Raw genomic sequence first — 26,541 nt, 5'->3', positions numbered from 1 at the left:
CGATCTCCTCTGTCGATCTCAATGCGCAACTGCCTCAGACCGTGAACCGGCCGCCGTTGCTGAGCAGTACGGCGCCCACCACGTTCGACGCGGCGGGGGAGGCGAGGTACAGGATGTTGTCCGCCAGTTCCTCGGGTGAGGCGTACCCGATCGGCCCGGAGGCCGCCAGTGCCTGCCGGACGGCCGCCGGGGTGCGAGCCGCCATGGGGGTGTCCACGGGACCCGGCGCGACGACATTGACCCGTACGCCGAACGCCGCCGCCTCCTTGGCCACCGACTGCGCGAGCGCGTGCACGCCCGCCTTGGACGCGGCGTAGTGGGCGTAGCCCGCCAGCGTGTCGAAGGCCGCCGACGACCCCACCATGACGACGGCGCCGCGACCGGCCGGGATCATCGCCCGTACCGCCGCCCGCAGGACATGGAACGACCCGTCGAGATTGATCGCCATGACCCGGCGCCACTGTTCGTCCTCCAGGTGCCGGAACACGTCAAGGGGCTCGCCTGACTGCTGGGCGGCCAGGATCCGCTCCTTGGCGCGTGGATCGTCGACCCCCGCGGTGTTCACGACGACGTCCAGCCGGCCGTGTGCCGCGACGATCCGTTCGACCTGCGCCTCCACGTCGGCGGCGACGGTGACGTCCAGGGCGGCCGGGCGGCCGGACCTGGTCGTCGCGGCCACCGTACGCGCTCCGACCTCGTTGATGTCGGCCACGTAGACCGCGGCGCACCGCTCGCGATCGAGCTGCCGCACGACCGCGGCGCCTATCCCGGACCCGCCTCCGGTGACCAGCGCGACCGCCCCCTCGAACCTGGCCGAGTCACTCACTGGTCGCTCAAGGGAAAGGCGATTTCCGGCGTACGACAGATCAGCAGCCGACGGCACCTGCCGGAGGCGGGGTCCACGAGCGCGGTCACGTTGAACGACGCCTCGAACCGTCCGTCCCGCGTCACCGTCCCCAACCCCAGCTCGACGTCGCCGACGGCCGTGGCCCGGACCAGGTGATGGACCAGCGCGTTCTTCTCGCGCTGCGCGAGATAGCCGACCAGGCCCTCACGGTCGCCACGGAACTCGGCGGTCTGCCCGCCGCCCTTGGAGAACACCACGGACATCTCGAAGTCGTCAGTGATCTTCGTGAGCACGCGTTCGGGCTCGTCGGAGTCCATCGTGGCGAACCACGCGTCGAGCAGGGGGGTGTCGGTGGTCATGGGGCTCCTTCTAGGCGTCTTCCTGGCGTCTTCTAGGCGTCGGCGGTGGTGTTGGTGGCCGTACCGGAGGCGGTTTCGCCGGTTGTCTCGGTGGCCGTGTCGGCGGCGGTCAGACCGAAGACGAGAGCCGCGGCGATGCCGCCCGCGTACGCCCGGTTCCACAGACCGCCGACGTCCGACCCCGCCGCGAGCAGCCCGCCGATCGGTTCGCCGTCCTCGCCCAGGACGCGGGCGCGGTCGTCGACGCGCACGCCGTGGAACGGGAACGTGATGGCCGGCACCGCCTCGATGACGTAATACGGCGGCTCGTCGAGCGGCAGCCGGTCCAGCTCGCGGCCGGGCCGCAGGTCGAGCCCCGCCGAGGCGCGCTGGTTGAAGAGCTCGACGCCGTCGCGGACGGCCTTGCCGTGATAGCCCCATTCCTCGGGCAGGAAGGCCAGCTCGTCCAGGTCCTGGGCGAGCCCGACGCGACCGCCTCGCCTGCTCGCCAGGGCGAACTTGTCGACGGCGACGGCGCCCTCGACATAGGAGCCGACGATCCAGTCACTGAACACCCGGGCGTCGGCGACGAGCAGCCCGCGGCTTCCGGGCTGCTCCAGCAACGCCATGGTGGTGAGGTGATCGCCCAGCGTCTCGTCCGTGAACCGTTCGTTGTTCAGGTTGAACAGGAGCGCGTGCTCGCTGTAGTACAGCGACAGGTCGACGAAGTCCGCCGGATCGGCGAAGGAGATGCCGCTGGGGATGAGGTGACCGTAGAAGCCGGCGTCCTCGTGACCGGTGGCCGCGCCCACCTGGGTGGCCAGGCGGTAGCCGCCACCACGGCTGTGCGGATTCGAGCGCAGCTCCATACGGTCGGCCCGCGGGTGCACGTGGGCGGTACGGAGTGCGAGGTCGCCCTGGAATCCGCCGGTCGCGATGAGCGTCGAGCGAGCCCGCACCGTTCTACGCGTGCCGTCGGCCGACCTCAGCTCCGCCCCGGCCACGACTCCGTTCTCCGTCACCAGACGTTCGGTGCCGGTGTCGAGCAGCAGCTCGCCGCCGCCTTGGAGGATGAGCCGGCGGCAGGTGTCGAGGTAATGGTTGGTGTCGAACCGATGCCCGCGGCCGAAACTGAGAATTCCCTGCTCGTCCCCGGCCTCGACGCCGATGGAGCGGATCCATGAGACGCCGTCGGCGAACCGGTCCACCAGGGCGCGTTTCAGCGCGGCCTCTCCGCGCGGATTGTGCTGATCCATGATCTCGTGGCTGGGAGCGGTCCACGCGTAGCCGGCGAAGCGCGCCGATCCGCCGACGTCGCCGCCGATCTCGACGATCAACACCGACAGACCGTCGCGCACGGCTCGCGCACCAGCCGTCAGCCCAGCCATGCCGGCGCCGATGGTCAGCAGATCGACGGCTTCCGCTTCTGCGCGCACGCGACTCTCCTCCATCGGTACCCGCTGATCAGCGGGCCTGCGGGCGTCCCGCGTGCCACTTTAGACCAAACTCAATTCAATTCAAGTGCTGGTCCTCTGGCGCCGACGAGGCGCAGCGCGAACTCGCTGTACTGCCACACGACGGCGTCCTCGCCGTGCTCGCCGTCTTCGCGATACCAGGCCGCCAGGCCCATGCCGAGGTCGAGGATCGCGTACGACGCCAACCGCGCCGATGCCACGGCGAAAACCCCCTGTCGCGATCCCGCCTGTACGAGATCACGAAACCGGCTCTCGTACTCGGCGCGCAGCTCCAGCACACGGCCGCGATGCGGTTCGGTGAGACTGCGGATCTCCCGGTTGCCGACGAACGCCTCAAGCCGGTGCCGGGCGTGATAGCGGACGTGAGCCTCGGTCGCCCGCCGCAGGCGCTCGACGGGGTCGGTAGTGGTCGCGACCGCCGCGCGGTTGGCGGCGAGCAGTTCGCGCATCGTCGCCTCCATGATCTGGGCGAGCAACTCCTGCTTGGAGGCGACGTGCTTGTACAGGCTGGGCGCGCGCATTCCCACCGCTTCACCGATGTCGGCCATCGTGGTGGCCTCGTACCCCTTCCCGGCGAACAGCTCCAGCGCGACCGAACGAATGTGCTCGACCCGATCCACATCGACTCCTCGGCTAACATCAATTAGCTGCAATGATGGCGCATTGCCACCGCCGGAGGCTACGGTTCGGCTAACGCTCATTAGCCAGATGGGAGACCCCATGGCCGTCGACCTCGCCCCCGATCCAGATGTCGCCGACGTCGCCCGGCGCACCGCGACGTTCATCCGCGAGGCGGTGATTCCCGTCGAGGAGGCACAACACGGCCTCGCGCGGTCGGAGGAGGTCCGCAGGACGCTGCAGCAGGCCGCGAAGGAGGCCGGTGTCTTCGCCCCGCACGTCGCGCGGGAGTACGGCGGGCTCGGGCTCGACATGCGCGGCCGGGCCGCCGTGTTCGAGGAGGCCGGCTACTCCCTGCTCGGACCGCTCGCGCTGAACATCGCGGCGCCCGACGAGGGAAACATGCACATGCTCGAGGCCATCGCCACTGACGAGCAGAAGGAACGTTACCTGCGGCCACTCGCCGCGGGCGAGGTCCGCTCGTGCTTCGCGATGACCGAGCCCGCCCCGGGCGCGGGCTCGGACCCGAGCGCCCTCACCACGCGTGCCACGCGAACGGCTGACGGATGGCGTATCGACGGCCACAAGTGGTTCATCACCGGTGCGGACGGGGCGGCCTTCGCGATCTGCATGGCCAGGACCTCCGGGCAGCCGGGCGAAGCGGGCGGCGCGACGATGTTCCTGGTCAACGGCGACAACCCCGGCATGAAGACGGTCCGGCACATCGACACCCTCGACGAGAGCCTGTACGGAGGTCACGTCGAGCTGGTCTTCGACGACTGCGTGGTGGGGGAGGAGGCGATACTCGGCGAGGTCGACGAGGGGTTCCGCTACGCCCAGGTCAGGCTCGGCCCGGCCCGCATGACGCACTGCATGCGCTGGCTGGGTATCGCGCGACGGGCGCAGGACATCGCGGTGGCGCGGGCCGCGGAGCGGCGGCTGTTCGGGTCGCGGCTTGGCGAGCTCGGCATGGTCCAGCAGATGATCGCCGACAACGAGATCGACATCGCCGCGTCCCGCGGCCTCATCCTGCGGGCGTGCTGGGAGCTCGATCAAGGCGACAGCGCGGCACAGTCCACCGCTGTCGCCAAGACCTTCTGCGCGGAGGCGATCTGGCGCGTCGTCGATCGTGCCGTGCAGATCTGCGGCGCCCTCGGCGTCTCGGGCGACGTTCTGCTGAGCCGCTACCTGCGGGAGGTGCGCCCGTTCAGGATCTATGACGGGTCGTCGGAGACCCACCGCTGGGCCATCGCCAGGCGCGTCCTGCGCCGCCACGACGCGGCGACGGCGCGATGACCGGCGTGACGTGGAGGTGGCGCGATGACCGGCGTGACGCGGAGGCGGCGCGATGACGGACACTGACCGGTCCGCGCTCGACGGCCTGGATCTTCCCGCGCTCGAAAGGTTCTTCGCCGAGCGCGTGCCCGGCTTCGCCGGTCGCCTCAGCGCCGAGTTGCTCCATGGCGGGCGGTCGAACCTGACGTACCTGCTCGGCGACGGCCGGCACAAGTGGGTGCTGCGCCGTCCGCCGCTGGGCGGCCTCACCCCGTCGGCACACGACATGGGCCGCGAGTACCGGGTCGTCGAGGCCCTTGCCGACAGCCAGGTCCCGGTCGCACGCGCGGTCGCCCTGGCCGGCGCCGAGGTGCTGGGCGTGCCCTTCTCCGTGGTCGAGCACGTCGAAGGGGCCGTGATCCGGACCACGGACCAGTTGCTCACGCTGTCCAAGGGCGATATCGCCCGTTGCGCGTACAGCCTGCTCGAGGTGCTGGCCCGCCTGCACGCGGTCGATGCCGATGCCGTCGGGCTGGGGACGTTCGGCCGTCCCCACGGCTACCTCGCCAGGCAGGTGCGGCGCTGGCACGACCAGTGGCAACGGGTCCGGACCCGCCCCCTGGCCGACATCGAGCGGCTGCACGCGCGGCTGGCCGAGGCGTGTCCCGAGGAGAGCGGTACCTCGATCGTCCACGGCGACTATCGCATCGACAATGCCATCCTCGACCGGCACGATCCCGCCCAGGTGCGGGCGGTGGTGGACTGGGAGATGGCCACGCTCGGCGACCCGCTGGCCGACCTGGGACTGCACCTGGTGTACGCGGATCCGGCGTTCGCCCCCGTCATCGGCGGCTCAGCGGCCTCCACCAGCGACCGCCTGCCCCCGCCGGCCGAACTCGCCCAGCGATACGCCACGATCAGTGGCCGCGACCTCGGCCGGCTCGACTTCTATCTCGGCCTCGGCTACTTCAAGATCGCAGTGATCGCCGAAGGGATCCACACCCGCTTCCAGCAGGGCATGACGCGGGGATCGGGGTTCGAATCCGTCGGTCAGGCGGTCGCGCCGCTGGCCGCCGCCGGTCTGCATGCCCTGGCGAAGCCTGCCTGAAGGAGCAAGGAACGCCGGGAGCTGGCCGGCCAGTGGTCGTCGGGCCCATGTTCCTGGGCAGGACCAGATTGATCACGGTCCGGAGGAGATCCCCAACTCCTGGGTCGCACCCGCATGACGGCGTAGTCCGTTGCGTTGAGAGGCGCACCTTCGGTACACCATCGGCCCCGGCGACTGGCTTGTCGCCGGGGGATTTCTTTTGACTGATCCCTTGACCTGGACCCCCGGGAGGGGAGAGTTTGGTCAGAATCGGAATTACGAGTCATTTACGAACCTAGTTCGTAAAGGGGTGTCGTGGCGATGGTGATCGGAGTGGTGACCCACTCCATGCACGGGGAGTTGTTCCGGGAAGCCGCGAACACGCTCGGTGGAGTCGACCTGGAGTGGGTCAGCTACGACCACGAGGACGAGATCCGCGCCAAGGTCGCCGAGTTCCTGAGCACGACCCGGCTCGACGGCTTCCTGGCCGGCCCGGTCCCGTACACGGCCAGCCGCGAACTCCTCCCACCCGGCCTCCCGGTCGGCGTGATCCGCTCGTCGGCGCTCGACCTGACCCTCGCGCTCTATCGCGCCCAGGAGCGTGGCTGGGGTCGCACCCCGGTCAGCATCGACACCTTTCCCGCCGAGGCGGTCGAGGCGGTCGCCCTCGCGCTCGAGCTCGACGCCGACGCCATCGACTGCCTGCCGTACGCCCCCACGCAATCCGTGGAGGACATCGTCGAGTTCCACCGTTCCGCCTACCACCGCTTCGGCGAGCGCAGCTACGTGATCAGCGTCCGCGCCGCCGTCCGCGAGCGACTGTCCGGCGAGATTCCGATCATGAGCGGTATGCCGGTGCCGGCGACGATCCGGACCGAGTTGCACGAGCTCGCGCTCCGGATCGAGTCCGAGCGAGCCAGCGCACAACGCTTCGCCGCCGGAGTCTTCCTGATCTCGCATTCGCAGGACGAGGAACGGGCCCGGATCGGCCTGATGAATCTGTTGCTCAACACCCCCGAGTTCGCCGGCGCGTGGATCGAGGACCGCGGCCGGCGCGGTGTCGTCGTCTTCGCCCACAAGGCCTTGTTCGAGCGCATCACCCGCAACTGGGTCGCCGTACCCGCGCTCGCCGAGGCGGCCGCGGCGCTCGGTGCGCAGGTCTCGGCCGGGTTCGGCGTCGGCGCGTCCGCCCGCGGCTGTGTGGCTCTGGCCGAACAAGCGGCCGCCCGGGCCGAGCGGGAGAGTGAGCCATGCGCCTACCTGATCGAGGACAGCGGCGTGATCATCGGCCCGATGGGTCCGGTCCGGGTGGCGCTCAGCTACTCCTACCGCGAGCACGGCGACGACGTCGAACAGCTCGCGAAGTCCGTCGGCCTCAGCGCCGCGACCGTCTCCCGCCTGGCGGCACTGGAGCACGAACTGGAAGGTCGCGCGGTCTCGCCCGGTGAGCTCGCCGACCATCTCGGCATCACGGACCAGAGCGGCCGCCGGCTGATCCGCACACTTGACGCTGGGGGCCTGGTGAGCGTCGAAGGCACTGCTCAGCGCCATCCGAAAGGACGCCCGACGCGTCTGTACCGGCTACGCATCGCCCAAGCGTTACTGCGCTCATCGCGTTGAAGGGACAACCATGGAGCTCAACCGCCGCCAGATTCTGAAGTACGCGGGTCTCGGGCTGGCCCTGCCCGCCGCATCGCCCCTGCTGTCCGCCTGCTCCAACGACAAGTCCGCGGGCTCCGGCGACGGCAGCGTGAAGTTCGAGGGCTGGGACTACGAGGCCGCGCTCGTCCAGCAGAACCTCGACAACTTCACCAAGACCACCAACATCAAGGTCAACTACACCCCGGTCACGAGTGCGCAGTACGTTCAGAAAGTAGTCGCCGAGTTCACCGGCGGCGGCGGCCCGGACGCCCTTTACGTGTACGACGATTCCCTCGCGGGCTGGGTCGAGGGGGACTACCTGCAGCCGCTCGACGGCATGGCCGGCGTCGACGAAGTGTACGCCGCGATCTACCCGGGCAACGCCTCCGCGATGACGTACCAGGGCAAGCGCTACGGCCTGCCGTACTACACCGACTCCAACTGCCTGACCTACAACGCCGACATCCTCGCCAAGGCCGGGATCACGAAACCCCCTGCCAGCCTGGAGGAACTGGAAGCGCAGGCGGTCAAGATCAAGAACGCCGGCCTCCTGAAGTACCCGATCGGCGTACCGGCGCAACTGTCCGACACCTGGTGGTCCTGGGTGTGGGCGCTGGTCTTCGGCAGCGGCGGCAACATGTTCGACGACCAGCAGGCGCCGATCATGAACACCACCGACACGGTGGTGAAGGACGTCTTCGCCTGGCTGCAGCAGGCGGCGAACAAGTCGAAGGTGATCGACCCGGCCTGCCTGCAACTGCTGGCGGTCCCGATCGACAACGCGATGAAGGCGAACCGGTACGCGTACACGATCGGCGCGCGGTACGCCAGCCGCGACTACAACGACGCGACCAAGTCCAAGGCCGCGGGCAAGATCCGGATGGCGCTGATCCCGAGCCTCGACGGTCAGGTGCACGGGACGGTCAGCAACACCCGGCTCTATGCGCTGGCCAAGGACACCGAGGTGAAGGACAACGCGTTCAAGCTGCTCACCTACCTGGGCGGACTCGACGCGAACAAGCAGCCTCACACCGCGAAGTTCTGGTTCCTGCAGCGTGGTCTCGGGTTCGCCTACCGGTCGATGGCGACCGACCCGGAGATCACCGCGTCGCTGAAGAAGTTCGCCGACCCGGCGATCTACGCCCACCTGGGCGAGATCGCCAAGCCGCGCAACGTGCTCGGCGTGCCGTGGTACACCGAGTTCGAAACCGAGATGCACAAGGTCGTTCAGGGCGTGCTGAGCAATCAGACGCAGCCGGCCGCGGCGGTGGCGAGCTTGGCGCAGTCCGCTGCCACGCTGAAGAAGAAGTACAGCTGAGGATGGCCGTCCAAGCCGAACGCCGGCCGCTGGGCGACAATGCCAAGGCCTGGGCGCTGAACGCGCCGGCCATGATCGTGATCGCCCTGCTGGTCGCCTACCCGATCGCGTACTCGTTCTGGGTCAGCCTGCAACGCAACAACCTGAAGCGCCCGCGGGCGAAGAGTTTCATCGGCTTCGACAACTACCAGGACCTGCTCAGCGATCAGGCTTTCCTGTCCGCGCTGAAGGTGTCGGCCCTGTTCGTCGTCGTGGTGCTCGGGCTGACCGTCGTACTCGCGCTGATCCTGGCGCTGGTGCTGAACGAGCGGTTCCGCGGCCGCGGTCTGCTGCTCAGCCTGGCCTTGTTGCCCTGGGCGATGCCGGGGGTGGTGAACGGCCTGATGTGGCGGACCATCTTCGACGCGAAGACCGGCGCCCTGAACGGGCTGCTGACGCAGCTCGGACTGATCGACGACTATCACGCCTGGCTGACGTCCGCGACCGGCGCGTTCCTGTTCACCGCGCTGGCCCAGGTGTGGAACACGCTCCCGTTCTCGGTCATCATTCTGCTCGCCGGATTGTCGACGATCCCTTCAGAGCTGTACGACGCCGCCACCGTCGACCGAGCGGGTGCGGTGCAGCGGTTCGTCCAGGTGACGTTGCCGTGGTTGCTGCACCCGCTGCTGATCGTGCTGATCCTCGAGACGATGAACGCCTTCCGTGCCTTCGACACCATCTACGTACTGACCGGCGGCGGACCGGGTGACGCGACCACCACCATCGCCCTGCTCAACGTGCAGACCGTCCTGACCTTCACCGACTTCGGCCTGGGCAGCGCCTACGCCTGGGTGATCACCGCGATCACCCTGCTGATCTCGGTCGCCTACATCGGCCTGCTCTACCGGAAGGGGAACTTCGAGGTATGAGCACCGTGGTGAAGGTTCCCCTGCGCTACCGGATCCCCTGGAAGAAGATCGTCCTGTACGTGCTGGCGGTCGTGTTCGCGCTGTATCTGGTGTTGCCGTTCTACTGGATCGTCGCGATGAGCTTCATGCACGAGGTGGACGCGATCTCCGTTCCGCCGCACTGGATTCCGGCCCGCCCGACGCTGGAGAACTATCTCGGTTTCATTCATCCGAGTGAGGCCCAGCAACTCGTCGGCGGCCGGGCGATCGACGAGACGCCGTACTCCTTGCGCAACAGCCTGATCGTCGCCACCTCGACGGCGATCCTGAATCTCGCGCTGGCCACGTTCGCGGCGTACTCGTTCTCGCGGTTGAAGTTCCGTGGCAGCCAGGTGCTGCTCATGCTCTACCTGCTCACCCGGATGGTGCCGGGGATCGCGATCATCATCCCGTTCTACCTGCTGATGCGGACGTTCGGGCTGCTGGACACCTACCTGGCGCTGATCCTTTCGTACACGACGTTCGCGCTGCCGATCACGATCTGGATCCTGAAGGACTTCTTCCGCTCGGTGCCGCGCGAGCTGGAGGAGGCGGCCCGGGTGGATCGGTGCGGCTGGTTCCGGACCATGTGGTCGGTGTTCCTGCCGGTCGCGGCGCCGGGGCTGGTCGCGGCCGCGGTGTTCGCGTTCATGACCGCGTGGAACGAGTTCATGTTCGCGTTGTTCCTGACCAGCACGAAGGCGGCGAAGACGATCCCGGTGGTGGCGGCGAACTTCGCCACCGACTTCAACACCCAGTTCACCGTGATGGCCGCGGCCGGCGTGCTCGCGGTCGTCCCACCCCTGGCACTGGCCCTGCTCTTCCAGCGCAAGCTGGTCCAGGGCATGGCCGCCGGATCCGTGAAGGGCTGACAGATGGCAGAGGTTCGACTCGAAAGCGTCACCAAGTCGTTCGGCGGCAAGACGGTGGTGAAGGACCTGAATCTGACCATCGAGGATCAGGAGTTCCTCACCCTGGTCGGCCCGTCCGGTTGTGGAAAGTCGACGACCCTGCGCATGATCTGCGGCCTCGAACGGGCCTCCGAGGGCAACATCTTCTTCGACGGCAAGCCGGTCACCTGGCTGCCGGCCAACAAGCGCGACGTCGCGATGGTGTTCCAGAGCTACGCGCTCTACCCGCACAAGACGGTCCGGCAGAACATCGGGTTCGCGCTGAAGATGATGCGGGTGCCCAAGGCGACGATCGAGGAGCAGGTGCTGCGGGCGGCCCGGACGCTGGACATCGAGGACCTGCTGGATCGCAAGCCGCGCGAGCTGTCCGGTGGTCAACGGCAACGGGTCGCGCTCGGTCGCGCGATCGTACGGGACGCCGGCGCGTATCTGCTCGACGAGCCGCTGTCCAACCTGGACGCGCAGCTCCGGGTGCTGATGCGCGCGGAGATCAAGCGGCTGCACGTGGACGTCGCCCGGACGTTCATCTACGTCACCCACGACCAGGTCGAGGCGATGACGATGTCGGACCGGATCGCGGTGATGCGCGACGGCGTCGTCCAGCAGTGCGCGACGCCGGGGGAGATCTACGAACGGCCCGCGAACCGGTTCGTCGCGTCGTTCATGGGCTCGCCGCCGATGAACTTCGTCACCGGTGAACTGGCCGACGTCGAGGGCGTCCGTACCTTCCGCAGCGGCGCGTTGAGCCAGGAGCTGGGCCGGTACGACGTTTCGCCGGAGGACCCGGCCGTCATCCTGGGCGTCCGGCCGGAGGACGTGACGTTGTCGCCGACCCCGGTCGCGGGCTATCTGCCCGGGAAGGTGTTCGTGTCCGAGCCGCTCGGTCCGGACGTGCTCGTCACGGTCCGGATCGACGGCGAGCTGCTGAAGGCCCGCGTCCCGGTGCCGTTCCGGCTGGGCCATGACAGCACGGTGTACGTCGGCTTCAACCAGAACCGCCTGCATTTGTTCAAGGCCTCCGACGGCACCGCCCTGCACGCCCCCCATCGAGAGGAACACTCTTGAGAGACCCCGAGAACGCGATCGTCGAGGTCGAGTTGCCGGACGACTTCGACGACTTCTGGGCGGCCGGCCTGGCGGACTGCGCGTCGTACCCGCTGGACCCGGTCCTCACCGAAATGCCATCGCTGTCCACGGACAAGGTGATCGTCCACGATCTGCGCTACACCAGCTACGGCGGTCTGCGGATCGCGGGCTGGTACACCGTCCCGCGCGATCGGCCGGCCCCGCACCCGGCGTTGGTGACGATCCCCGGCTACATCTCCGAGCCGACGATCCCGAAGGAATGGTCCGAGCTCGGGTACGCCGCGCTCGCGGTCGCGCCGCGCGGAAAGCTGCGCTCGAACGACGTGTTCAACCCGGGCTACCCGGGATTGCTGACGCACAACATCATCGACCACAACACCTACGGGTATCGCGGGTTCTACCTCGACGTGGTGCGGGCGGTCGAGGTCCTGCTCGATCGACCGGAAGTCGATGATCTGCGGATCGGACTGCAGGGGTCGAGTCAGGGCGGTGGCCTCGGGATCTCGACGGCCGCGCTCATGCCGGACGTGATCCGGTGCGTCGCGGCGGGAGCGCCGTACCTGTGCGGGATCATGACCGCGCCGACACTGACCCGGTCGTATCCGTACGAGGAGATCAACGAGTACTTGCGGGTGCACCCGAAGGACGTCGACCGGGTGCGGGAGACGGTCGCGTACTACGACGGGCTCAACTTCGCGCCGAAAGTGCGGGCGCCGACGCTGCTGTACCTCGGGCTCGAGGACGACGTGTGCCCGCCGGAGACCGGGTTCGCGCTGCGGCGGGTGCTGACCTGTGAGACCACCCTGCACGCCTACCCGCACTGCGCGCACCACGCCGGGCTGCCGGGCGTGATGCGGATCGTGGAGGACTTCCTTGCCGAACACCTCACGCCGGGACGGTGAACCGATGGACTTCGACAGCTACTGGTCCGGCGTCGACGAGGAGTTGGCCGCGATCTCCGCTCGGCCCGGGCTCGACCTGGTGCCGGCGCAGAGCACGGACGAGGCGACCAGCTACACCGTGCGGCTCACCAGCACCGGGCCGTACCGCGTCTTCGGTCATCTCAGCATCCCGGCCGGTGACGGGCCCTTCCCCGCGCTCCTGCGGACGCCGCGCCACGGGAGCGTCAACCTCGTGCCGCACCCGAACGATCGCAGCCGGTACGTCGTGTTCGCCCTGATGCACCGTGGTCAGCGGCTGGCCGACGAAGGGTTCTCGGCGGCGTACCCGGGATTGCTGACGATGGGCATCGACGACCCGGCGTCGTACGTCTATCGCGGGATCGCGGCGGACTGCCTGCGGGCCGCGGAGTTCCTGATGAGCCTGGAGGAGGTCGATCCGGCGCGGGTGGCCGTGAGCGGGGACGATCTGGCGCTGCTGACGGCCGCGCGGCGGCCCGGGTTCAGCGCGGTCCTGCTCTCGGAGCTGCTGTTCTACCGGGCGGCAGAGGCACGGCTGAAGTCGAGCCGCTATCCGCTCGAGGAGCTCAACGATCACCTCCGCGCCGGCTCGTCGGCGCGGATCATTGACGAAACTCTTGCCTACTTCGACCCGGTCCGGCACGCGTCCGCGGTGACCGCTCGGACGTTGCTCGCCGTCGACGACCCCGACTGGTGCGCCGCACTGATCGGGGCCTTGCCTGCCGCGAGTGTCTACAAGCTGACCCACTTCGACGGCACCGACAACGACTTCCTGGATGCCTGGCTGGCCGAACTCTCCGGCGTACCACCGATGTCGAGATTCCTCGCATGACCAATCCGTTCGGGGTCCGGCCGGTCATCAACGCCTCCGCGACACTCACCGCACTGGGCGGCTCGCTGATGCCGCCCTCGGCGCTGAAGGCGATGACGGAGGCGGCAGCCCACTTCGTCGACCTGCCCGAACTCCACGACCGCGTCGGCGAGCGCCTGGCCGCGCTCACCCGCAACGAGGCGGCCTGCGTGACGTCCGGCGCCGCGGCGGCGATCACCCTGACGGTCGCGTCGTGTGTCGGTGAGCCCGCGCAGGCGTTCCCGGCCGATGCCGAGGTCGTCATGTTCACCGGCCAGCGCAACGGCTACGACTACGCGGCCCGCCTGACCGGCGCCCGCATCGTAGAAGTCGGTCCGTCGATCGAGGAGCTCCGAGCCGCCCTGGTACGACGCCCCGCCTGCGTACTGTGGTTCGCTGGCGCCCACTACGCGGCGGATGCTCTGCCGATCGAGGACGTGATCCGAGTCGCCGGGGAACTCGCCGGTCCACCGGCTGTGCCGGTGATCGTGGATGCGGCGGCCCAGATTCCACCCGTCTCCTCGCTGTGGAGATTCACCACGGAGCTCGGCGCGGATGCCGTGATCTTCAGCGGCGGGAAAGGGCTGCGCGGACCGCAGTCCAGCGGGCTCGTGCTGGGGAAACGGTGGATCGTCGACAGGTGCCGGGCGCACGCGTCGCCGAATCAGCAGATCGGGCGCGGGATGAAGGTCGGGAAGGAAGAGCTGCTCGGGCTGTACGCCGCGGTCGAGTGGACGCTGGAGCAGGACGAGGAGGCACTGCTCGCGAGCTATGAGCAGATTGTCGACCGGTGGATCGTCGGCTTGCGCGGAGTGCCGGGTGTCGTCGCCGAGCGTGGGTACCCGAGTGAGGCGGGCCAGCCGCACGGGCGAGCGGTTGTCCGATTGCTGACCACCAGCGGCTGGACCCGGGACGGGTTGGTGCGGGCTTTGTGGGACGGAGACCCGCGGATCGCGGTCGGCGTGTTCGGCGTACCCGACGACGCGATCGCGCTGAACCCGCAGACGATCGAGCCGGGGGAAGACCTGGTGGTTCTCGACGCACTGGTTCGGCACCTGAGCTCTGGAGGTGGCGAGAGAGCCGGACGAGACGTGTGACGGGATAGCTCGGCGAGCAGCCGGGGAACCAGTTCCCACATGCCGGTCACTGGTCTCGGATGGTGGTGGCCGCCAGATGCAGCACGGCCGGGCCGTGGATCGTGGACGGTACGGTGAACTTCACCAGGCCGTCGCTCGGCACCGTGATCTCGTCGCCGGGCAGGGATGTCCGTTCGTCGATGGCGTACCAGTCGGCTGTGTAGCCGCCGGCCGACAACTCGGCGGTGAACACCTCGCTGGTCCCGGCCGGCCGCAGGATGAGGTACTCCTTGCCGGGGTGTGCCAGCGCGTAGCCGGTGGAGGTGAGGTCGCCGCGAGGGGGCATGCCGATGAGGTCGATCCGCTCGGCGTAGCGCCGGGTGTCGCCCATCGCCTGGCGGGCCGGTTCGAAGGCGTCCTGTGCCGAGGGGACACCGTCGATGAGGCCGTAGTCCATCAAGATCGGGTTATGGCCGCGCAGGAACGCCTTCCACACCCAGAGGGCGTCGCCCTGGCCAGGGGCGAAGTGGTCGGTGTCGCTGAGCAGGACCTTGCGGCCGTCGGCGGGCGGCGGGTTGTCCAGCCATCGCGACGGTGTGCCGCCCGGGGCGGACGGGTGACCGCCCTCGCGGTAGATCTCGTCGTCGTAGCCAGGCGAGATCCAGTCGGCGGGTCCGTCGAACAGGGGCGCGTTGACCAGGGTCTGGTCGGCCACCGGGAATTGCATGGTCATGCCGATCGGGCGCGGGTCATATCCCTGCTGCCGCTGGTACTGCCGAACGAAATTGATCACCCAGTACTGCCAGCCGGTCGAGTCACCCCACTCGGTCTCCAGCGGTACGCCGAGCACGTCGGCCATCTCCGGGCTGACCGCGCCACCTCCGGACGATTCGTTGGAGACCTCGTACAGGACGTTAGGCAGGTCGTGCACGGTGTCGACGACCTGCTGGATGTAGGCCTCCTGCAGCGCCTGTACGGCGGGGTCGAGGGGCAGGACCTGGTGGTCGAGGATCGAGGTGATGGCGATGCCGTTGACGTTGTTGCCGGCGTGGAAGGGATGGCCCTCGACGTTGTCCGGCACCGGGCTGAGGTGCAGTGCCCAGCCGTCGAACAGCATCACCGCCACGTACATGCCGCGCTGGCCGGCGGCGGTGACCCGCTCGCGCAGCCGCTGGAAATAGGCCGGGTCGAACTGGGACAGGTCGAACTTCGCATCGCCGTCCTTGGCCGTACCTTGCCCCGTGCGCGGCCATGGCTGCGGGCTCATGTTCAGGTGGTATGCGCCGCCGGCGGCCTGCGACTGGAACTGTTCCCAGCGCCACAGCCGGATGAAGTTGTGCCCGCGAGCGGCGAGGAAGTCCAGGTAGGCGCTGTAGTCCATCTTCTCGGGCTCGGCCGGTGCGGTCGCGCCGGGCCCCATGCCGTCGTGGAAGTTGTTCCAGATGTGCGAGCCGGTGAGATACACCGCCCGGTTGTCCGAACGTACGGTGAAGTAGCGCGGGTTGTCCGCGGCAACTTCCAGCGGGCCGGGCATCCGATCCCGGTATGTCGATATATCCGACATGATGTCTCCGTTCGAGTTGCGGCTGTGTCAGTGGTGGATCGGGTAGCGCAGGTGCGTGACGCCCTTGCCCTCGATGACCGCCGGGGTGCCCAGCACGAGATGACGGACCCCATCACGTCGCTCCCTGGTCGTCTAGTTCGGCTGTTCGCGGCAAGCCTGCCTTCGGCGGCTGAACAGAACATCGGCCAGGTGGCCGAGGCCAGGACTCTCCGGTGGCCGATTTCCGCTCTTCGATGGCAGACTGAGCCCTGCCATGACGTCCGCAATGCCCCCTGACCTGCCCGTCCAGCTCGCCACCTTCGTAGGCAGGCGGTCCGAGCTGGCCGCGGTGCGCGCGCTGCTGGACACCGGGCGGCTGGTGACGCTGACCGGCACCGGCGGCGTGGGCAAGACCCAGCTCGCCGCGCGGATCGCCGCCGCCGAGGTCGCGCGCCGGCCGGACGGTGTCTGGTGGGTCGAGCTGGCGGCCGTCAGCGACCAGGCGCGGCTCGCCGAGCTGGTCGCGGCGAGGCTCGGCGTGCTCGTCGAACCCCTCCAAGGCCCCGTACGGTCGATGACGGCGCAGTTGCGCGGCCGCCGCGCGCTGCTCTGCCTGGACAACTGCGAGCATGTCATCGACGGCGCCGCCGAGCTGACCGCCGCGCTGCTGTCGTCGTGCCCGGAGCTGTCGGTGCTGATCACCAGCCGCGAGCCGCTGGCCGTGCCGGGCGAGGTGGTCTGGCGGGTGCCACCGCTGGCCCCGGACGAGGCGTTGCGGCTGTTCGTCGAGCGGGGCCGCCAGGTGCGGCAGCTGTTCGGCCTGGACCAGGAGGGTGAGGCCGCCGCACGGGTGCTGTGCTCCCGGCTCGACGGCATCCCGCTCGCCATCGAGCTCGCGGCCGCATGGTTGGGCTCACTCACTCCGCAACAGATCGAGCGCGGCCTGGACGACCGGTTCGGCCTGCTCGTCCGCAGCCCGCGTGGCGTCGCCGCGCGCCAGCAGACCCTGGCGGCGTCCATCGCCTGGAGCCACGACCTGCTCGACGAGCCGGACCGTGCGGTGTTCCGCCGCCTCGCGGTGTTTCCTTCCGGGTTCGACCTGGACGCCGTACGGACGGTCTGCGCGGGCGGAGAGGTCGCTCGCGACGACGTCCTCGCCAGCATCGGCCGGCTGGTGGACAAGTCGCTGGTGGTCGCGGAGACCCGCGGCGGCGTGGCCCGCTTCCTGCTGCTGGAGACCATCCGCGACTACGCCGCCGATCGGCTGCGTGAGGCCGGGGAGGTCCACCTCGTCCGCGACCGCCATCTCGGCCACTTCCTGGCCTTCGGCGCCGGCGGGCCCGAGCGGGCCGCCGATCTCGACGCCTGGCGCGCCCGGCTCGAGGGTGAGTACGACAACCTGCGTGCCGCCCTGGAATGGGGGCTGGCCGCCACCGATCCCGACAGGGGACGCCGCCTCGCCGCCGAGCTGTCGTGGTTGTGGCATTTGCATCGACACGGGCACGAGGGCATCGCGTTCCTGCGCCGCGCCATCGACCGCGTGCCGGCGGACCGATCGCTGCTGCAGGCGCGGCTGCTCACCGGGTTAGCGCTGGTCGCGGACACCACGAGCCCGCTGGACATGGAATACGACGTGGCACGGCAGGCGCTCGAACTGGCCACCGCCCACGGTGACGAGAGCCTGCGCGGCCAGTGTCTTTCCCTGGCAGCGGTCGGCCGGTTCTACACCGACTTCACCGCCGCCTGGGACCTGACCGTCGAGGCGATCCGCTCCGCCGACCTCGCGGGCGACCAGTTGTTCAAGCATTCTCAGCTGGCGCTGCAGGGCATGATCAGACAGCTGCAGGACCGGCACGACGAGGCCCGCCCGCTGCTGGAGGCGGCACTCGACGGCCTGCGCCACCGTCACCGCGGGATAGCGTCGACCACGCTGGCGTACCTGTCGAGCGGAGCGCTCGCGAGCGGTCGGCCGGCCGAGGCCCGCCGCCTGGCCGAGCAGTCGCTCGAACTCGCCGAGCCGCTCGGCGACTACCTGCGCGTCGGCATGGCACGCGGTGCCCTGGCCGCGGCGCACACCGCGTCCGGAGACGTGAGCGCGGCGCTGGAGGCGATGCGGCCCCTGCTACTGCTCATGGAGAACGCCGAAGCAGCCGTCTTCGTGCCCGGCATGGGGTCGGCACTCGCACAAGTGCTGGTGGCCGGCGGCGATCTCGACGGGGCGCTGCGCTGGTTCGAGCACGATGTGCGCCAGGCCGAGCACGTCGCGCCGACCTACCTCGCGGCGCAGGTGCACGCCGGCTACGCGGAGGCCCTACGGCGTGCCGGCCGGTACGAAGACGCCCGCGGTGAGCTCGACCGAGCGGCGGCCATCGCCGGCGAACTCGGCATGCCACGCGTCCTCGCGGACGTGCTGCAGCAACAGGCCCTTCTCACCGGTGACCCCGACCTGCATCACGAGGCGCTGACCATTCGCGTCGCCCACGGACTGCGCACGTTCTGGGTGGACAGCCTGGACGCGATCGCCGCCTGGCTGGCCCCGCCTAACGCGGTGCGGACGCTGGCCGCGAGCACCACGGCACGCGCGGCCCTGGAATATCCACGGCGCGTGGCCGAACGACGTGAGTACGACGAACTGCTCGCCCGGCTCAGGCAGACGCTCGGTGAACAGTTCGCGACGGCATGGGCGGCGGGCGCGGAGCTGTCCCTCGACGACGCGGTCGCTTACGTCCGCCGTAGCCGGGGTACCCGCGACCGGCCGGCCGCCGGTTGGGACAGCCTCACCCCGACCGAGCTGAGCGTGGCACGGCTGGCGGCCACCGGCCTCAACAACCCGCAGATCGGAGCACGACTCTTCATGAGCCGAAGCACCGTCAAGACCCACCTCTCCCATATCTACGCCAAGCTCGGTGTCGCCAACCGCACCGAACTCGCCGGAGTGGCGTCATTCACCGACGATCGGGATTCGGGAGGCGGCCGAAACACCCCAGAAAGGGCCACGGGGCTGAGCGTTGATCGTTAGGTGAATCATCCGTCCCCTCCGCCGGATGGCGTAAAGGTCATCGCCACCGGACCGGCACCTTTATGGTGGTTGGCCTCGCCAGCCCGTCATGGAAGGCGATGACCGCCGCCTCGGTACGGGTGGCCGCGCCCAGTTTCGTCAGGATATGGGAGACGTGCACGCCGGCAGTACTCGGTGAGATGTGCAGCCGGGCGGCGATCTGCCGGTTGCTCAGGCCCTCGGCGATCAACCGGAGCACGTCACGCTCGCGCTCGGTGAGCCCGTCCTGGGCCGGTCGGGGCCGCCCGAGCAGGGCGATCTCCCGAGCAAGCGGCGCGGCGCCCAGGGTTTCGGCCAGTTGCGCGGCTTCCCTGAGGCGGGCCGTCGCGCCGGGCCGGTCGCCCGCGGCCAGCGCGGCTCGCGCGCCGTGGAACAGGCTCAGCGCCAGCTCGTACGGCTGCCTCAGTTCCCGCCAGGCAGCCGCCGCGGGGTCCCAGCCGTCGTCCTCGATCAGCGCGTGCAGCATGATCTGCCAGGCCCGGTCGAGCGGCCCGTCCACGCCGAGCGCCGCATCAGCCGCGGCGAGTTCGGCCTGCCGTGCCGCGACCCGCTGCCGTAGGTCCGCACCGGTGCCCTGGGCGAGCCGTACGCGCTGCGCCAGCGCGCCGGCGACCAGGACCGGCCGGGCATCGCTGCTGTAGACCTGGGAGAGCGCCGGATCGGCCAGCGCCCGGCTCAGGAGCAGATCGGCACGCACAAGGTCGCCCTGGGCGACGGCGAGCAGGCAGAGCAGCTGATGGCGGGGGAACAGGGTTGCGCTGTCGGCGTGCTCCACGGCGGCCGCCGCGGCGGCCGCCGCGGCCAGGTCCCCGCGCAGCAGCGACAGGTAGCCGGCCAGGGCGCGCACGGCCTGCCGCGACAGCGGTGGTGGATCCTCCCGCAGGCACTCGGCCAGCACGGCGGCCGCCTCGTCCCACCGCCCGGCGAGGATCAGGCCGCGCCCGGCGTAGCGAGCGAGCTCCGCGCCACGGCTGCGGCCCAGTCCGTACCGGCGGGCGTGGCGGATGCCGTCGCAGGCCGCCTCGATGGCGCGCCGCTGGTCGCCGGCCTTGGTGTGCAATGTGGCCTCGTACATCGGGACGGTCATGAGCAGGTCGTGGCTGTCGAGCCGTTCGGCGAGCGTACGGGCCTGCGCCAGCATCCCGAGGTCGCCCGTCATGGACCCGACGCCCAGCAGCCCGCGGACGGTGACCATGGCATCGCCAGTGCGCCGGCCGATGCCGAGCGCCTCCTCGAACGGCTCGCGAGCCTTGCCCACCTCCGGCAGCAGGCCCATGGCCAGCACCCCGAGCAGCCGCCCCCGCTGAAGACTGCGGGGGTCGGCAGGGAGCAGGCTCAGGGCGCGTCGCCAGTCGCAAACGCCGGTCGCGTTCAGCCGGTGCCGCAGCCTGCCCCGATGCTCCAGCAGCTGGGCGGCCCGCTCGGGCTCGCGCCGCTCATCCACCGCGGCCAGCCCGGCGGTGGCGTAGTCGATACCGCGGGCGTAGTCGCCGCTGAGCATGCACGCCTCGGCCGCGCCGGTCAGGACGTCGATCCTGTCGGCGCCCAGTCGTGCCTCCGGGTCCCACAGTTCGAGGACCTGGTCGAGCATGCGGACCTGCTCCTCGTAGGCGTAGGACCCGCGTGCCTGGCCCGCGGCCAGGTAAGCGGCGGACAGGGCCAGCCCGCGATCCCCGGCGGCGTAGGCGTGCGCGGCCAGTTCCGCGTGGGCGCCCCAGTCGCTCAGGGCCGCGGCGTAGCGCGCGTGCAGGCGCGCCCGCTCGCCGGGCAGCAGATCCTCATACACCGCCTGCCGGATCAGGGCATGGCGAAAGTCGTATCCGTCGCCTGCCGTGACGAGCAGGCCGCGATCGACGAGTTCCCGCAGCAGGACGTCCAGCCCGGCCCCGTCCTGCCCGGCCACCCGCGCCAGCAGCCGATGGCCGATCCGGCCGCCCGCCACCGAAGCGATGCGCAACAGCTCGCGAGCCGGGCCCGGCAGCGACCGCGGGCCATACAGCAGCAGGTCGCGCAGGCTGTCCGGGGTCCGCTCACCGGCACGGGCGAGCGCCTCGACGAACAGCGGATTGCCGTCGCTGCGTTCGTGCACGCGGCGTACGGTGGCCGCGTCCGGCTCCGCGCCGAGAATCGCGGCCAGTTGGCGGCCCACCTCCTGCCGATCCAGGCGATCCAGCCGCAGTGTGGTGGTGCGCGGGCGGCGGGAGACCTCGGACAGCAGCGGCCCGAGCAGTCCGTCGCCGTTCCCCGGCGGCCGGTAGGTGATCAACAGGAGCACGCCGGCCTGCGCCAGGTTCCTGGCCAGGAAACCGAGCAGCTCGCGGGTTGCGGCGTCCGCCCAGTGCAGGTCCTCGATCGAGACGACGACCGGCCGATCCGCGGCCACCCGCTCGACCAGCGTCAGGACCTCCTCGTACAGCCGGTGTTTACCGCCTTCCGCCTCACCCGCCTCGCCGAGCTCGGGGAACCAGCGGGCGATCTGGCGGTAGGGCCCTGGCAGGACCCCTTCGACCCGGATCAGCCTGCGCAGCACCGTCACGAACGGCGCGTACGGCAGGCCGTCACTGCCCAGTTCCGCGCAGGCGCCCTCGACCACCCGTACCTCCGGGCCCAGGGACCGCGCGAACTCGGCGAGCAGCCGTGACTTGCCGATCCCGGCCTCCCCGGCGACCAGCGCAACCGCCGGCCCTTGCTCCACCGCCATGTCCAGGGCCGCCGCCAGCGCCGACAACTCCTCGCCCCGGCCGACGAACACCGGACTGACCACGCGCTCCGCCACCACGGCGCCAGCATATAAATACACAGATCACCCGATGCGTCATGTGTGTTTATCCGGCCACGCTCGAAGCATGACAGCCACCTACCCGCTGCGCACCATCGGCGCCCATGAGCTCGACGCGTGGGCTCGCATGGTCACCACGACCTACGGCCAGGACTGGTACGAGGGCGGCCTCAGGAACGCCGCCTCTTCCATCGAGCCCGAACGCACGATCGCCGCCTACGACGGGGAGGAGATCGTCGGCGGCGCGTCGATCTACGGCCGCATCATGACGGTCCCCGGCGCGGCCACACCTGTCGCCGGCGTCACGCTGGTCGCGGTCCTGCCCACGCACCGGCGCCGCGGCATCCTCACCGCGATGATGCGCAAGCAGCTCACCGACCTGCATGAATCGGGTGGCGAGCCGATCGCCGCGCTCAACGCCGCCGAGGCCACCATCTATGGCCGCTTCGGGTACGGCGTCGCCAGCCATGTGGCCGAGATCCAGGCGGACAAAAGGTTCATGGCCCTGCGACCCGGCATCGACTTCGGCGACGGAACGATCCGCCTGCTCAGCGGTCAGAAGGCGCGGCCGCTGCTGGAGAAGATCTACGACACCGCCCGCCGTACGGCGGTCGGCTGGGTCGACCGCACGGAGAAGTTCTGGCAGGCCCGGCTGGCCGACGGCGAGCGCGTGCGCGACGGTGGGACAGCACTGCGCTGCGCCGTCCACCTGGAGCCCGGCGGCGAGGCCAGCGGCTACGCCTTCTACCGCTCCAAGCCGGGATCGGCGCACGTCATCGAGGTCGCGGCCACCACCAGGCAGTCGTACGCCGCCCTGTGGCGCTTCCTCATCGACCTCGACGCTCACACCCACCTCAGCTACGACGGCGCCATCGACGAGCCGCTGAAGCACCTGCTGGCAGACCCGCGTGCGGCCCGCGCCACCGTGATCGACAACCTCTGGGTCCGCCTGGCGGACGTCGACCGGGCGCTGGCGGTACGCCGCTACTCGACCCCGCTGGACCTGGTTCTGGAGGTCCAGGACACGTTCTGTCCATGGAACGCGGGGCGCTACCACCTGGGGGCCGACGGCGAGTCCGTCACCTGCGAACGCACCCGCGCCCGGGCCGACCTGCGGCTGACCTCCGCCGAACTGGGTGCGGCCTACTTGGGCGGCACCACCCTGTCGTCCCTGGCGGCCGTCGGCCGGGTCGAGGAACTGCGCGGCGGCGCGGTTACCGCCGCCTCCCTCGCCTTCCGTGGCGAACGCGAGCCGTTCCATCCCTCGGGCTGGGCCTTCCCGGCCTTCTGATGCGCGGACGACCATGAAGCTTCCCACTGACACTGATCTGATCACGATTGGCTCTTCACCTCCGCATGGCGGGAGGTCCGCACAGCCGAAGGGCTTCAGGCCATCACCACCCTGCCGCGGACGCCCAGGATGAACGCCATCTGACGCTCATGCTGCGCGAGTGCCTGATCCACTACAACGGGCACCGGCCACACCAGTCCCGGCACCAACGGCCCCGGACACCGCGACACCAGCCTCACCGGGATGTGGCCGACCTCAACGAGGCGGGCATGTTGACGCCGCTGGTGCGGCATGTTGTGATCCACACATGCGTATTTCGTACTTATTTAGTAGGAAATAAGGTGGCCATGAGGTTCCTCCAGCGTGCCGCCGCAGCTGTCATGCTCCTGGTGAGCGCGGCGGGCATCCAGGTCGTGCAGAGTGGACCGGCGCAGGCGGCTCTGCCCACCGCCGCCGTCGCCCTCGGCGACAGCTTTGTCAGCGGGGAGGGCGCGGGGGACTACCAGCCCGTCGTCGACACCTCCGGTACGGCACAAGCCTTCCCCGGCTGGTCGGCGCCCAACAGCAACGCCTACTTCTGTCACCGCTCGGCGAACGCCTCGGTGTTCACGGCGTCGCTCCCGGGCATTCAGCAACGTTTCAACCTCGCGTGCTCCGGCGCCCAGCCCGCCGACATCGCCACCCCCTCAAGCGCCCGCGCCGAGGGCCGCGCCGTCGCCTCGCAACTCGATCAGCTGCGCGCCCTCGCCCAGACGCACGACATCGACGTCGTCCTCGTCGGCCTCGGCTCCAACAACACCCAGTTCACCTTCGGTGACGTGGCCACGCTGTGCGCTAACCGCTTCATCGCCGACGCCTGGACAGGCTGGTGGGAGTTCTGGGCCTATCTGAAGGGCGAGGTGCCGCAGAGACCCTGCAGCGCCTCGGACCTGGCCACCGACGCCGAGGTCGCCGCCGCCACCACCGAGACCACCGCGGCCCTGCGCCAGATCCTCGACACCCTCGCCCAGATCGACGCCGACGGCACCCACGAGGTGATCCTGCAGACCTACACCAACCCGCTGCCGCCCGACATCGCCCCGCAGTACTACGACGAGGACGGCCGCACCGACACCCGCGACAAGTTCCGCGCCCTGGGCGCCGAGCGCTACGCCGCCGGGTGCCCGATTCACCGTGCGAGCCTCGCCCCTGGGCACGTGTTCTCCGAGAACCTCGGCTCCCTGGTCAAGAACGTGCAGGCCACCCTGGCCGCCGAACGCCCGGCGGCCGACCTGCGCGTACTGGATGTCCAGAGGGCTTTCGACGGGGCCAGGCTCTGCGAGAACCCCGACAGCCCGGAGGGCGCGCTCGCGACGCCGATCCGGATACAGGACGGGCCGTCCGGCACGTTCATCACCAGCCTGTCCGGCTGGGACAAGATCGGCATCCAGCGGGCGGCGAACACCTGCGTCACCTACTTCCAGACCTGCCAGGAGTCGTGGCACCCCAACGCCGCGGGCCACACGGTCCTCGGCCAGTGCCTGACCGGCGCTTTCACCGCGGCGCCCCGCGCGATCGTCACGTGCGCCCGTAACGCGAACGGCACGCTCACCATCTCCTGACGTCTCCTCAGCTTCGCGTCCGGCTGTCTGGAGCCGGACGTGTCGCGGGGGCAAGCGATCGGCCTGGGCGGCATGGCGGGGGCAGCGCCGCCCGAACCGCCGTCGGCGGCTTCCAGACCCTGGAAAGACGAAATCCCGTCCAACCTTGGCTCCACTCGGTCACATGCCGGCGATGAGTTTGTCCACCCGCTCGTCGACGCTGCGGAACGGGTCCTTGCACAGCACGGTGCGCTGCGCCTGGTCGTTGAGCTTCAGGTGCACCCAGTCGACGGTGAAGTCGCGCCGCTTCTCTTGCGCCTTGCGGATGAACTCGCCGCGCAGCCGCGCCCGGGTGGTCTGCGGCGGCACCGACTTGGCCTCGAAGATCTTGATGTCGGAGGCCACCCGCTCCACTGCGCCGCGCCGCTGCAGCAGGTAGAACAGCCCGCGCTTGCGGTGCACGTCGTGGTAGGCCAGGTCGAGCTGGGCCACCCGGGGCGAGGACAGCGGCAGGTCGTACTTCTTCCGATACCGCTCGATGAGCTGGTACTTGATGACCCAGTCGATCTCCCGGGACACCGTGTCCAGGTCGCCGGTATCCACCGCCCGCAGGGTGCGCTCCCACAACTCCAGCACCCTCCGCGCGATCACGTCGCCGCCCCGCTGGTCCACGAAGTCCTTGGCCTTGCCCAGGTACTCCTGCTGGATCTCCAGCGCCGACGCCTCACGCCCGTTGGCCAGCCGGACCCGCCGCCGCCCGGTCATGTCATGCGAGACCTCGCGGATCGCCCGAATCGGGTTCTCCAGGCTCATGTCGCGCATCACAATCCCAGCCTCCACCATGCGCAGCACCAGGTCGGTCGCGCCGACCTTGAGCAACATCGTGGTCTCGCTCATGTTCGAGTCGCCGACGATGACGTGCAGGCGGCGGAACCGCTCGGCGTCGCCGTGCGGCTCGTCCCGGGTGTTGATGATCGGCCGAGACCGGGTCGTCGCCGACGACACCCCCTCCCAGATGTGCTCGGCGCGCTGCGACACGCAGTAGACCGCGCCGCGCGGCGTCTGCAGCACCTTGCCCGCGCCGCAGATGATCTGCCGGGTGACCAGGAACGGGATCAGCACATCGGCCAGCCGCCCGAACTCCCCGTGCCGGCCCACACAGTAGTTCTCATGGCAGCCGTAGGAGTTGCCGGCCGAGTCGGTGTTGTTCTTGAAAAGGTAGATGTCGCCGGCGATGCCCTCTTCGCGCAACCGCTTCTCAGCGTCGACCAGCAGCCCCTCCAGGATCCGCTCACCGGCCTTGTCATGGGTGACCAGCTCCACGACGTTGTCGCACTCGGGAGTGGCGTACTCGGGATGGCTGCCCACGTCCAGATACAGCCGGGCGCCGTTGGGCAGGAAGACGTTGCTCGATCGGCCCCAGGACACGACCCGCCGGAACAGGTAGCGCGCCACCTCGTCCGGAGACAGCCTGCGCTGACCCCGAAAGGTGCACGTGACGCCGTACTCGTTCTCCAGACCGAAGATGCGTCGATCCATTACCTCACACTATTCTCCCCGCCCGCGCGACGGGGGAGATCGTCTTTCGCCCGACCCCGGCCGGGGATTGATGTGTGGGTACCCGGAAAGCCGACAGCACATGCGCCACGAGGCCGGCTTGCAACGGAGTCTGACTAGCCGCAGCGCCCAGTTGTGGCGATCGTCTACCGACCTCCTGCACGCCGAGACCGGGACGAGGATCGACCTCGGCGCGATGCCCCCTCAGAGCGTTGCTCGATGCCGGGCAGCTCAGCACGGCAGCAAGGGTCCGTGGCGATCAATACGATCGCGCCGGCGAGAGCCGTCGTCACCCGAGCCAACCGCGATGTACGTCGTCTCGTCATGACCAACCCTTCGGCAGGAGCGGGCACGATCCGGCACCG

20 protein-coding genes are annotated in these 26,541 nt (G+C 69.6%); 13 read left to right on the top strand and 7 right to left on the bottom strand.

All coding sequences use genetic code 11. From position 1 onward, the window contains the following. Positions 1 to 34 precede the first annotated feature (34 nt). The 4 genes from ACIBO2_RS09600 to ACIBO2_RS09585 form a co-directional block, all read right to left on the bottom strand. Complete coding sequence (locus tag ACIBO2_RS09600) at positions 35 to 826, bottom strand: SDR family NAD(P)-dependent oxidoreductase (protein WP_358552631.1); 792 nt, start codon at positions 824 to 826, stop codon at positions 35 to 37. After that, positions 823 to 1,206: a hypothetical protein gene (locus tag ACIBO2_RS09595; RefSeq protein WP_358552633.1), complete on the bottom strand. Its 384-nt coding sequence runs from the start codon at positions 1,204 to 1,206 to the stop codon at positions 823 to 825. Before ACIBO2_RS09595 ends, ACIBO2_RS09600 begins: the two co-directional genes overlap by 4 nt. A 32-nt stretch (positions 1,207 to 1,238) precedes the next feature. Further along, positions 1,239 to 2,621: an FAD-binding protein gene (locus tag ACIBO2_RS09590; protein ID WP_397296236.1), complete on the bottom strand. Its 1,383-nt coding sequence runs from the start codon at positions 2,619 to 2,621 to the stop codon at positions 1,239 to 1,241. A 71-nt stretch (positions 2,622 to 2,692) separates the two neighbouring features. After that, positions 2,693 to 3,280 (bottom strand): TetR/AcrR family transcriptional regulator, encoded by a 588-nt coding sequence (locus tag ACIBO2_RS09585; RefSeq protein WP_358552637.1) that lies wholly within the window; start codon positions 3,278 to 3,280, stop codon positions 2,693 to 2,695. A 100-nt stretch (positions 3,281 to 3,380) separates the two neighbouring features. Here ACIBO2_RS09585 and ACIBO2_RS09580 point away from each other — a divergent pair, with 100 nt between their 5' ends. The 10 genes from ACIBO2_RS09580 (at position 3,381) to ACIBO2_RS09535 (ending at position 14,389) form a co-directional block, all read left to right on the top strand. After that, the gene (locus ACIBO2_RS09580) at positions 3,381 to 4,574 is read left to right on the top strand and encodes an acyl-CoA dehydrogenase family protein (protein WP_358552639.1); all 1,194 of its coding nucleotides are present in this window, start codon (positions 3,381 to 3,383) and stop codon (positions 4,572 to 4,574) included. Between the two features lie 52 nt (positions 4,575 to 4,626). Further along, a complete protein-coding gene (locus ACIBO2_RS09575) occupies positions 4,627 to 5,661 on the top strand; it encodes a phosphotransferase family protein (RefSeq protein WP_397296234.1) in 1,035 nt (344 codons plus the stop codon). A 294-nt stretch (positions 5,662 to 5,955) separates the two neighbouring features. Then, positions 5,956 to 7,260: a hypothetical protein gene (locus ACIBO2_RS09570; protein WP_358552642.1), complete on the top strand. Its 1,305-nt coding sequence runs from the start codon at positions 5,956 to 5,958 to the stop codon at positions 7,258 to 7,260. Positions 7,261 to 7,270: 10 nt separating this feature from the next. After that, positions 7,271 to 8,599 (top strand): extracellular solute-binding protein, encoded by a 1,329-nt coding sequence (locus ACIBO2_RS09565; protein ID WP_358552644.1) that lies wholly within the window; start codon positions 7,271 to 7,273, stop codon positions 8,597 to 8,599. Positions 8,600 to 8,601: 2 nt separating this feature from the next. Further along, entirely contained in the window at positions 8,602 to 9,507 is a 906-nt protein-coding gene (locus tag ACIBO2_RS09560) for a sugar ABC transporter permease (RefSeq protein WP_358552646.1), read from the top strand. Continuing rightward, the gene (locus tag ACIBO2_RS09555) at positions 9,504 to 10,397 is read left to right on the top strand and encodes a carbohydrate ABC transporter permease (protein ID WP_358190028.1); all 894 of its coding nucleotides are present in this window, start codon (positions 9,504 to 9,506) and stop codon (positions 10,395 to 10,397) included. The genes ACIBO2_RS09560 and ACIBO2_RS09555 overlap by 4 nt, the downstream gene beginning before the upstream one ends. A 3-nt stretch (positions 10,398 to 10,400) precedes the next feature. Beyond that, positions 10,401 to 11,501 (top strand): ABC transporter ATP-binding protein, encoded by a 1,101-nt coding sequence (locus tag ACIBO2_RS09550; RefSeq protein WP_397296230.1) that lies wholly within the window; start codon positions 10,401 to 10,403, stop codon positions 11,499 to 11,501. Beyond that, positions 11,498 to 12,424, top strand: coding sequence for an acetylxylan esterase (locus tag ACIBO2_RS09545; RefSeq protein ID WP_397296228.1), 927 nt, complete (start codon positions 11,498 to 11,500; stop codon positions 12,422 to 12,424). Before ACIBO2_RS09550 ends, ACIBO2_RS09545 begins: the two co-directional genes overlap by 4 nt. A gap of 4 nt (positions 12,425 to 12,428) precedes the next feature. Next, complete coding sequence (locus ACIBO2_RS09540) at positions 12,429 to 13,274, top strand: acetylxylan esterase (protein ID WP_358552652.1); 846 nt, start codon at positions 12,429 to 12,431, stop codon at positions 13,272 to 13,274. Beyond that, positions 13,271 to 14,389, top strand: coding sequence for a hypothetical protein (locus tag ACIBO2_RS09535; RefSeq protein WP_358552654.1), 1,119 nt, complete (start codon positions 13,271 to 13,273; stop codon positions 14,387 to 14,389). The genes ACIBO2_RS09540 and ACIBO2_RS09535 overlap by 4 nt, the downstream gene beginning before the upstream one ends. A gap of 46 nt (positions 14,390 to 14,435) precedes the next feature. Here the strand turns inward: ACIBO2_RS09535 and ACIBO2_RS09530 are convergent, their stop codons facing one another. Continuing rightward, a complete protein-coding gene (locus ACIBO2_RS09530; RefSeq protein ID WP_358552656.1) occupies positions 14,436 to 15,932 on the bottom strand; it encodes a hypothetical protein in 1,497 nt (498 codons plus the stop codon). A 253-nt stretch (positions 15,933 to 16,185) separates the two neighbouring features. Here ACIBO2_RS09530 and ACIBO2_RS09525 point away from each other — a divergent pair, with 253 nt between their 5' ends. After that, positions 16,186 to 18,930 (top strand): LuxR C-terminal-related transcriptional regulator, encoded by a 2,745-nt coding sequence (locus ACIBO2_RS09525; RefSeq protein ID WP_358552658.1) that lies wholly within the window; start codon positions 16,186 to 16,188, stop codon positions 18,928 to 18,930. Positions 18,931 to 18,967: 37 nt separating this feature from the next. On the opposite strand, the gene ACIBO2_RS09520 is transcribed toward ACIBO2_RS09525, so the two are convergent. Then, positions 18,968 to 21,748 (bottom strand): helix-turn-helix transcriptional regulator, encoded by a 2,781-nt coding sequence (locus ACIBO2_RS09520; protein WP_397296225.1) that lies wholly within the window; start codon positions 21,746 to 21,748, stop codon positions 18,968 to 18,970. A gap of 67 nt (positions 21,749 to 21,815) precedes the next feature. On the opposite strand from ACIBO2_RS09520, the gene ACIBO2_RS09515 reads away from it, so the two are divergent. Further along, on the top strand, positions 21,816 to 23,039 hold the full coding sequence (locus ACIBO2_RS09515) for a GNAT family N-acetyltransferase (RefSeq protein ID WP_397296223.1): 1,224 nt from the start codon (positions 21,816 to 21,818) through the stop codon (positions 23,037 to 23,039). A gap of 347 nt (positions 23,040 to 23,386) precedes the next feature. Continuing rightward, complete coding sequence (locus ACIBO2_RS09510; RefSeq protein WP_397296221.1) at positions 23,387 to 24,640, top strand: hypothetical protein; 1,254 nt, start codon at positions 23,387 to 23,389, stop codon at positions 24,638 to 24,640. 159 nt (positions 24,641 to 24,799) lie between these two features. Here ACIBO2_RS09510 and pafA read toward each other — a convergent pair whose 3' ends face one another. After that, positions 24,800 to 26,158 (bottom strand): Pup--protein ligase, encoded by a 1,359-nt coding sequence (pafA, locus tag ACIBO2_RS09505; protein WP_358552666.1) that lies wholly within the window; start codon positions 26,156 to 26,158, stop codon positions 24,800 to 24,802. Between the last annotated feature and the right edge of the window lie 383 nt (positions 26,159 to 26,541).

Origin of the sequence: Nonomuraea sp. NPDC050022, from assembly GCF_044460705.1 — a bacterium.
GTDB lineage: Bacteria > Actinomycetota > Actinomycetes > Streptosporangiales > Streptosporangiaceae > Nonomuraea.
The sequence above is the reverse complement of the archived record's forward strand: the minus strand, read 5'-3'. Positions and strand labels throughout refer to the sequence as shown.

Bases quoted from the DNA above. Each gene is read 5' to 3' on its own strand.
- ACIBO2_RS09595 (WP_358552633.1), bottom strand. From the start codon at position 1,206: ATGACCACCGACACCCCCCTGCTCGACGCGTGGTTCGCCACGATGGAC.
- ACIBO2_RS09580 (WP_358552639.1), top strand. From the start codon at position 3,381: ATGGCCGTCGACCTCGCCCCCGATCCAGATGTCGCCGACGTCGCCCGG.
- ACIBO2_RS09575 (WP_397296234.1), top strand. From the start codon at position 4,627: ATGACGGACACTGACCGGTCCGCGCTCGACGGCCTGGATCTTCCCGCG.
- ACIBO2_RS09565 (WP_358552644.1), top strand. From the start codon at position 7,271: ATGGAGCTCAACCGCCGCCAGATTCTGAAGTACGCGGGTCTCGGGCTG.
- ACIBO2_RS09560 (WP_358552646.1), top strand. From the start codon at position 8,602: ATGGCCGTCCAAGCCGAACGCCGGCCGCTGGGCGACAATGCCAAGGCC.
- ACIBO2_RS09555 (WP_358190028.1), top strand. From the start codon at position 9,504: ATGAGCACCGTGGTGAAGGTTCCCCTGCGCTACCGGATCCCCTGGAAG.
- ACIBO2_RS09550 (WP_397296230.1), top strand. From the start codon at position 10,401: ATGGCAGAGGTTCGACTCGAAAGCGTCACCAAGTCGTTCGGCGGCAAG.
- ACIBO2_RS09540 (WP_358552652.1), top strand. From the start codon at position 12,429: ATGGACTTCGACAGCTACTGGTCCGGCGTCGACGAGGAGTTGGCCGCG.
- ACIBO2_RS09535 (WP_358552654.1), top strand. From the start codon at position 13,271: ATGACCAATCCGTTCGGGGTCCGGCCGGTCATCAACGCCTCCGCGACA.
- ACIBO2_RS09530 (WP_358552656.1), bottom strand. From the start codon at position 15,932: ATGTCGGATATATCGACATACCGGGATCGGATGCCCGGCCCGCTGGAA.
- ACIBO2_RS09525 (WP_358552658.1), top strand. From the start codon at position 16,186: ATGACGTCCGCAATGCCCCCTGACCTGCCCGTCCAGCTCGCCACCTTC.
- ACIBO2_RS09515 (WP_397296223.1), top strand. From the start codon at position 21,816: ATGACAGCCACCTACCCGCTGCGCACCATCGGCGCCCATGAGCTCGAC.
- ACIBO2_RS09510 (WP_397296221.1), top strand. From the start codon at position 23,387: ATGAGGTTCCTCCAGCGTGCCGCCGCAGCTGTCATGCTCCTGGTGAGC.
- pafA (WP_358552666.1), bottom strand. From the start codon at position 26,158: ATGGATCGACGCATCTTCGGTCTGGAGAACGAGTACGGCGTCACGTGC.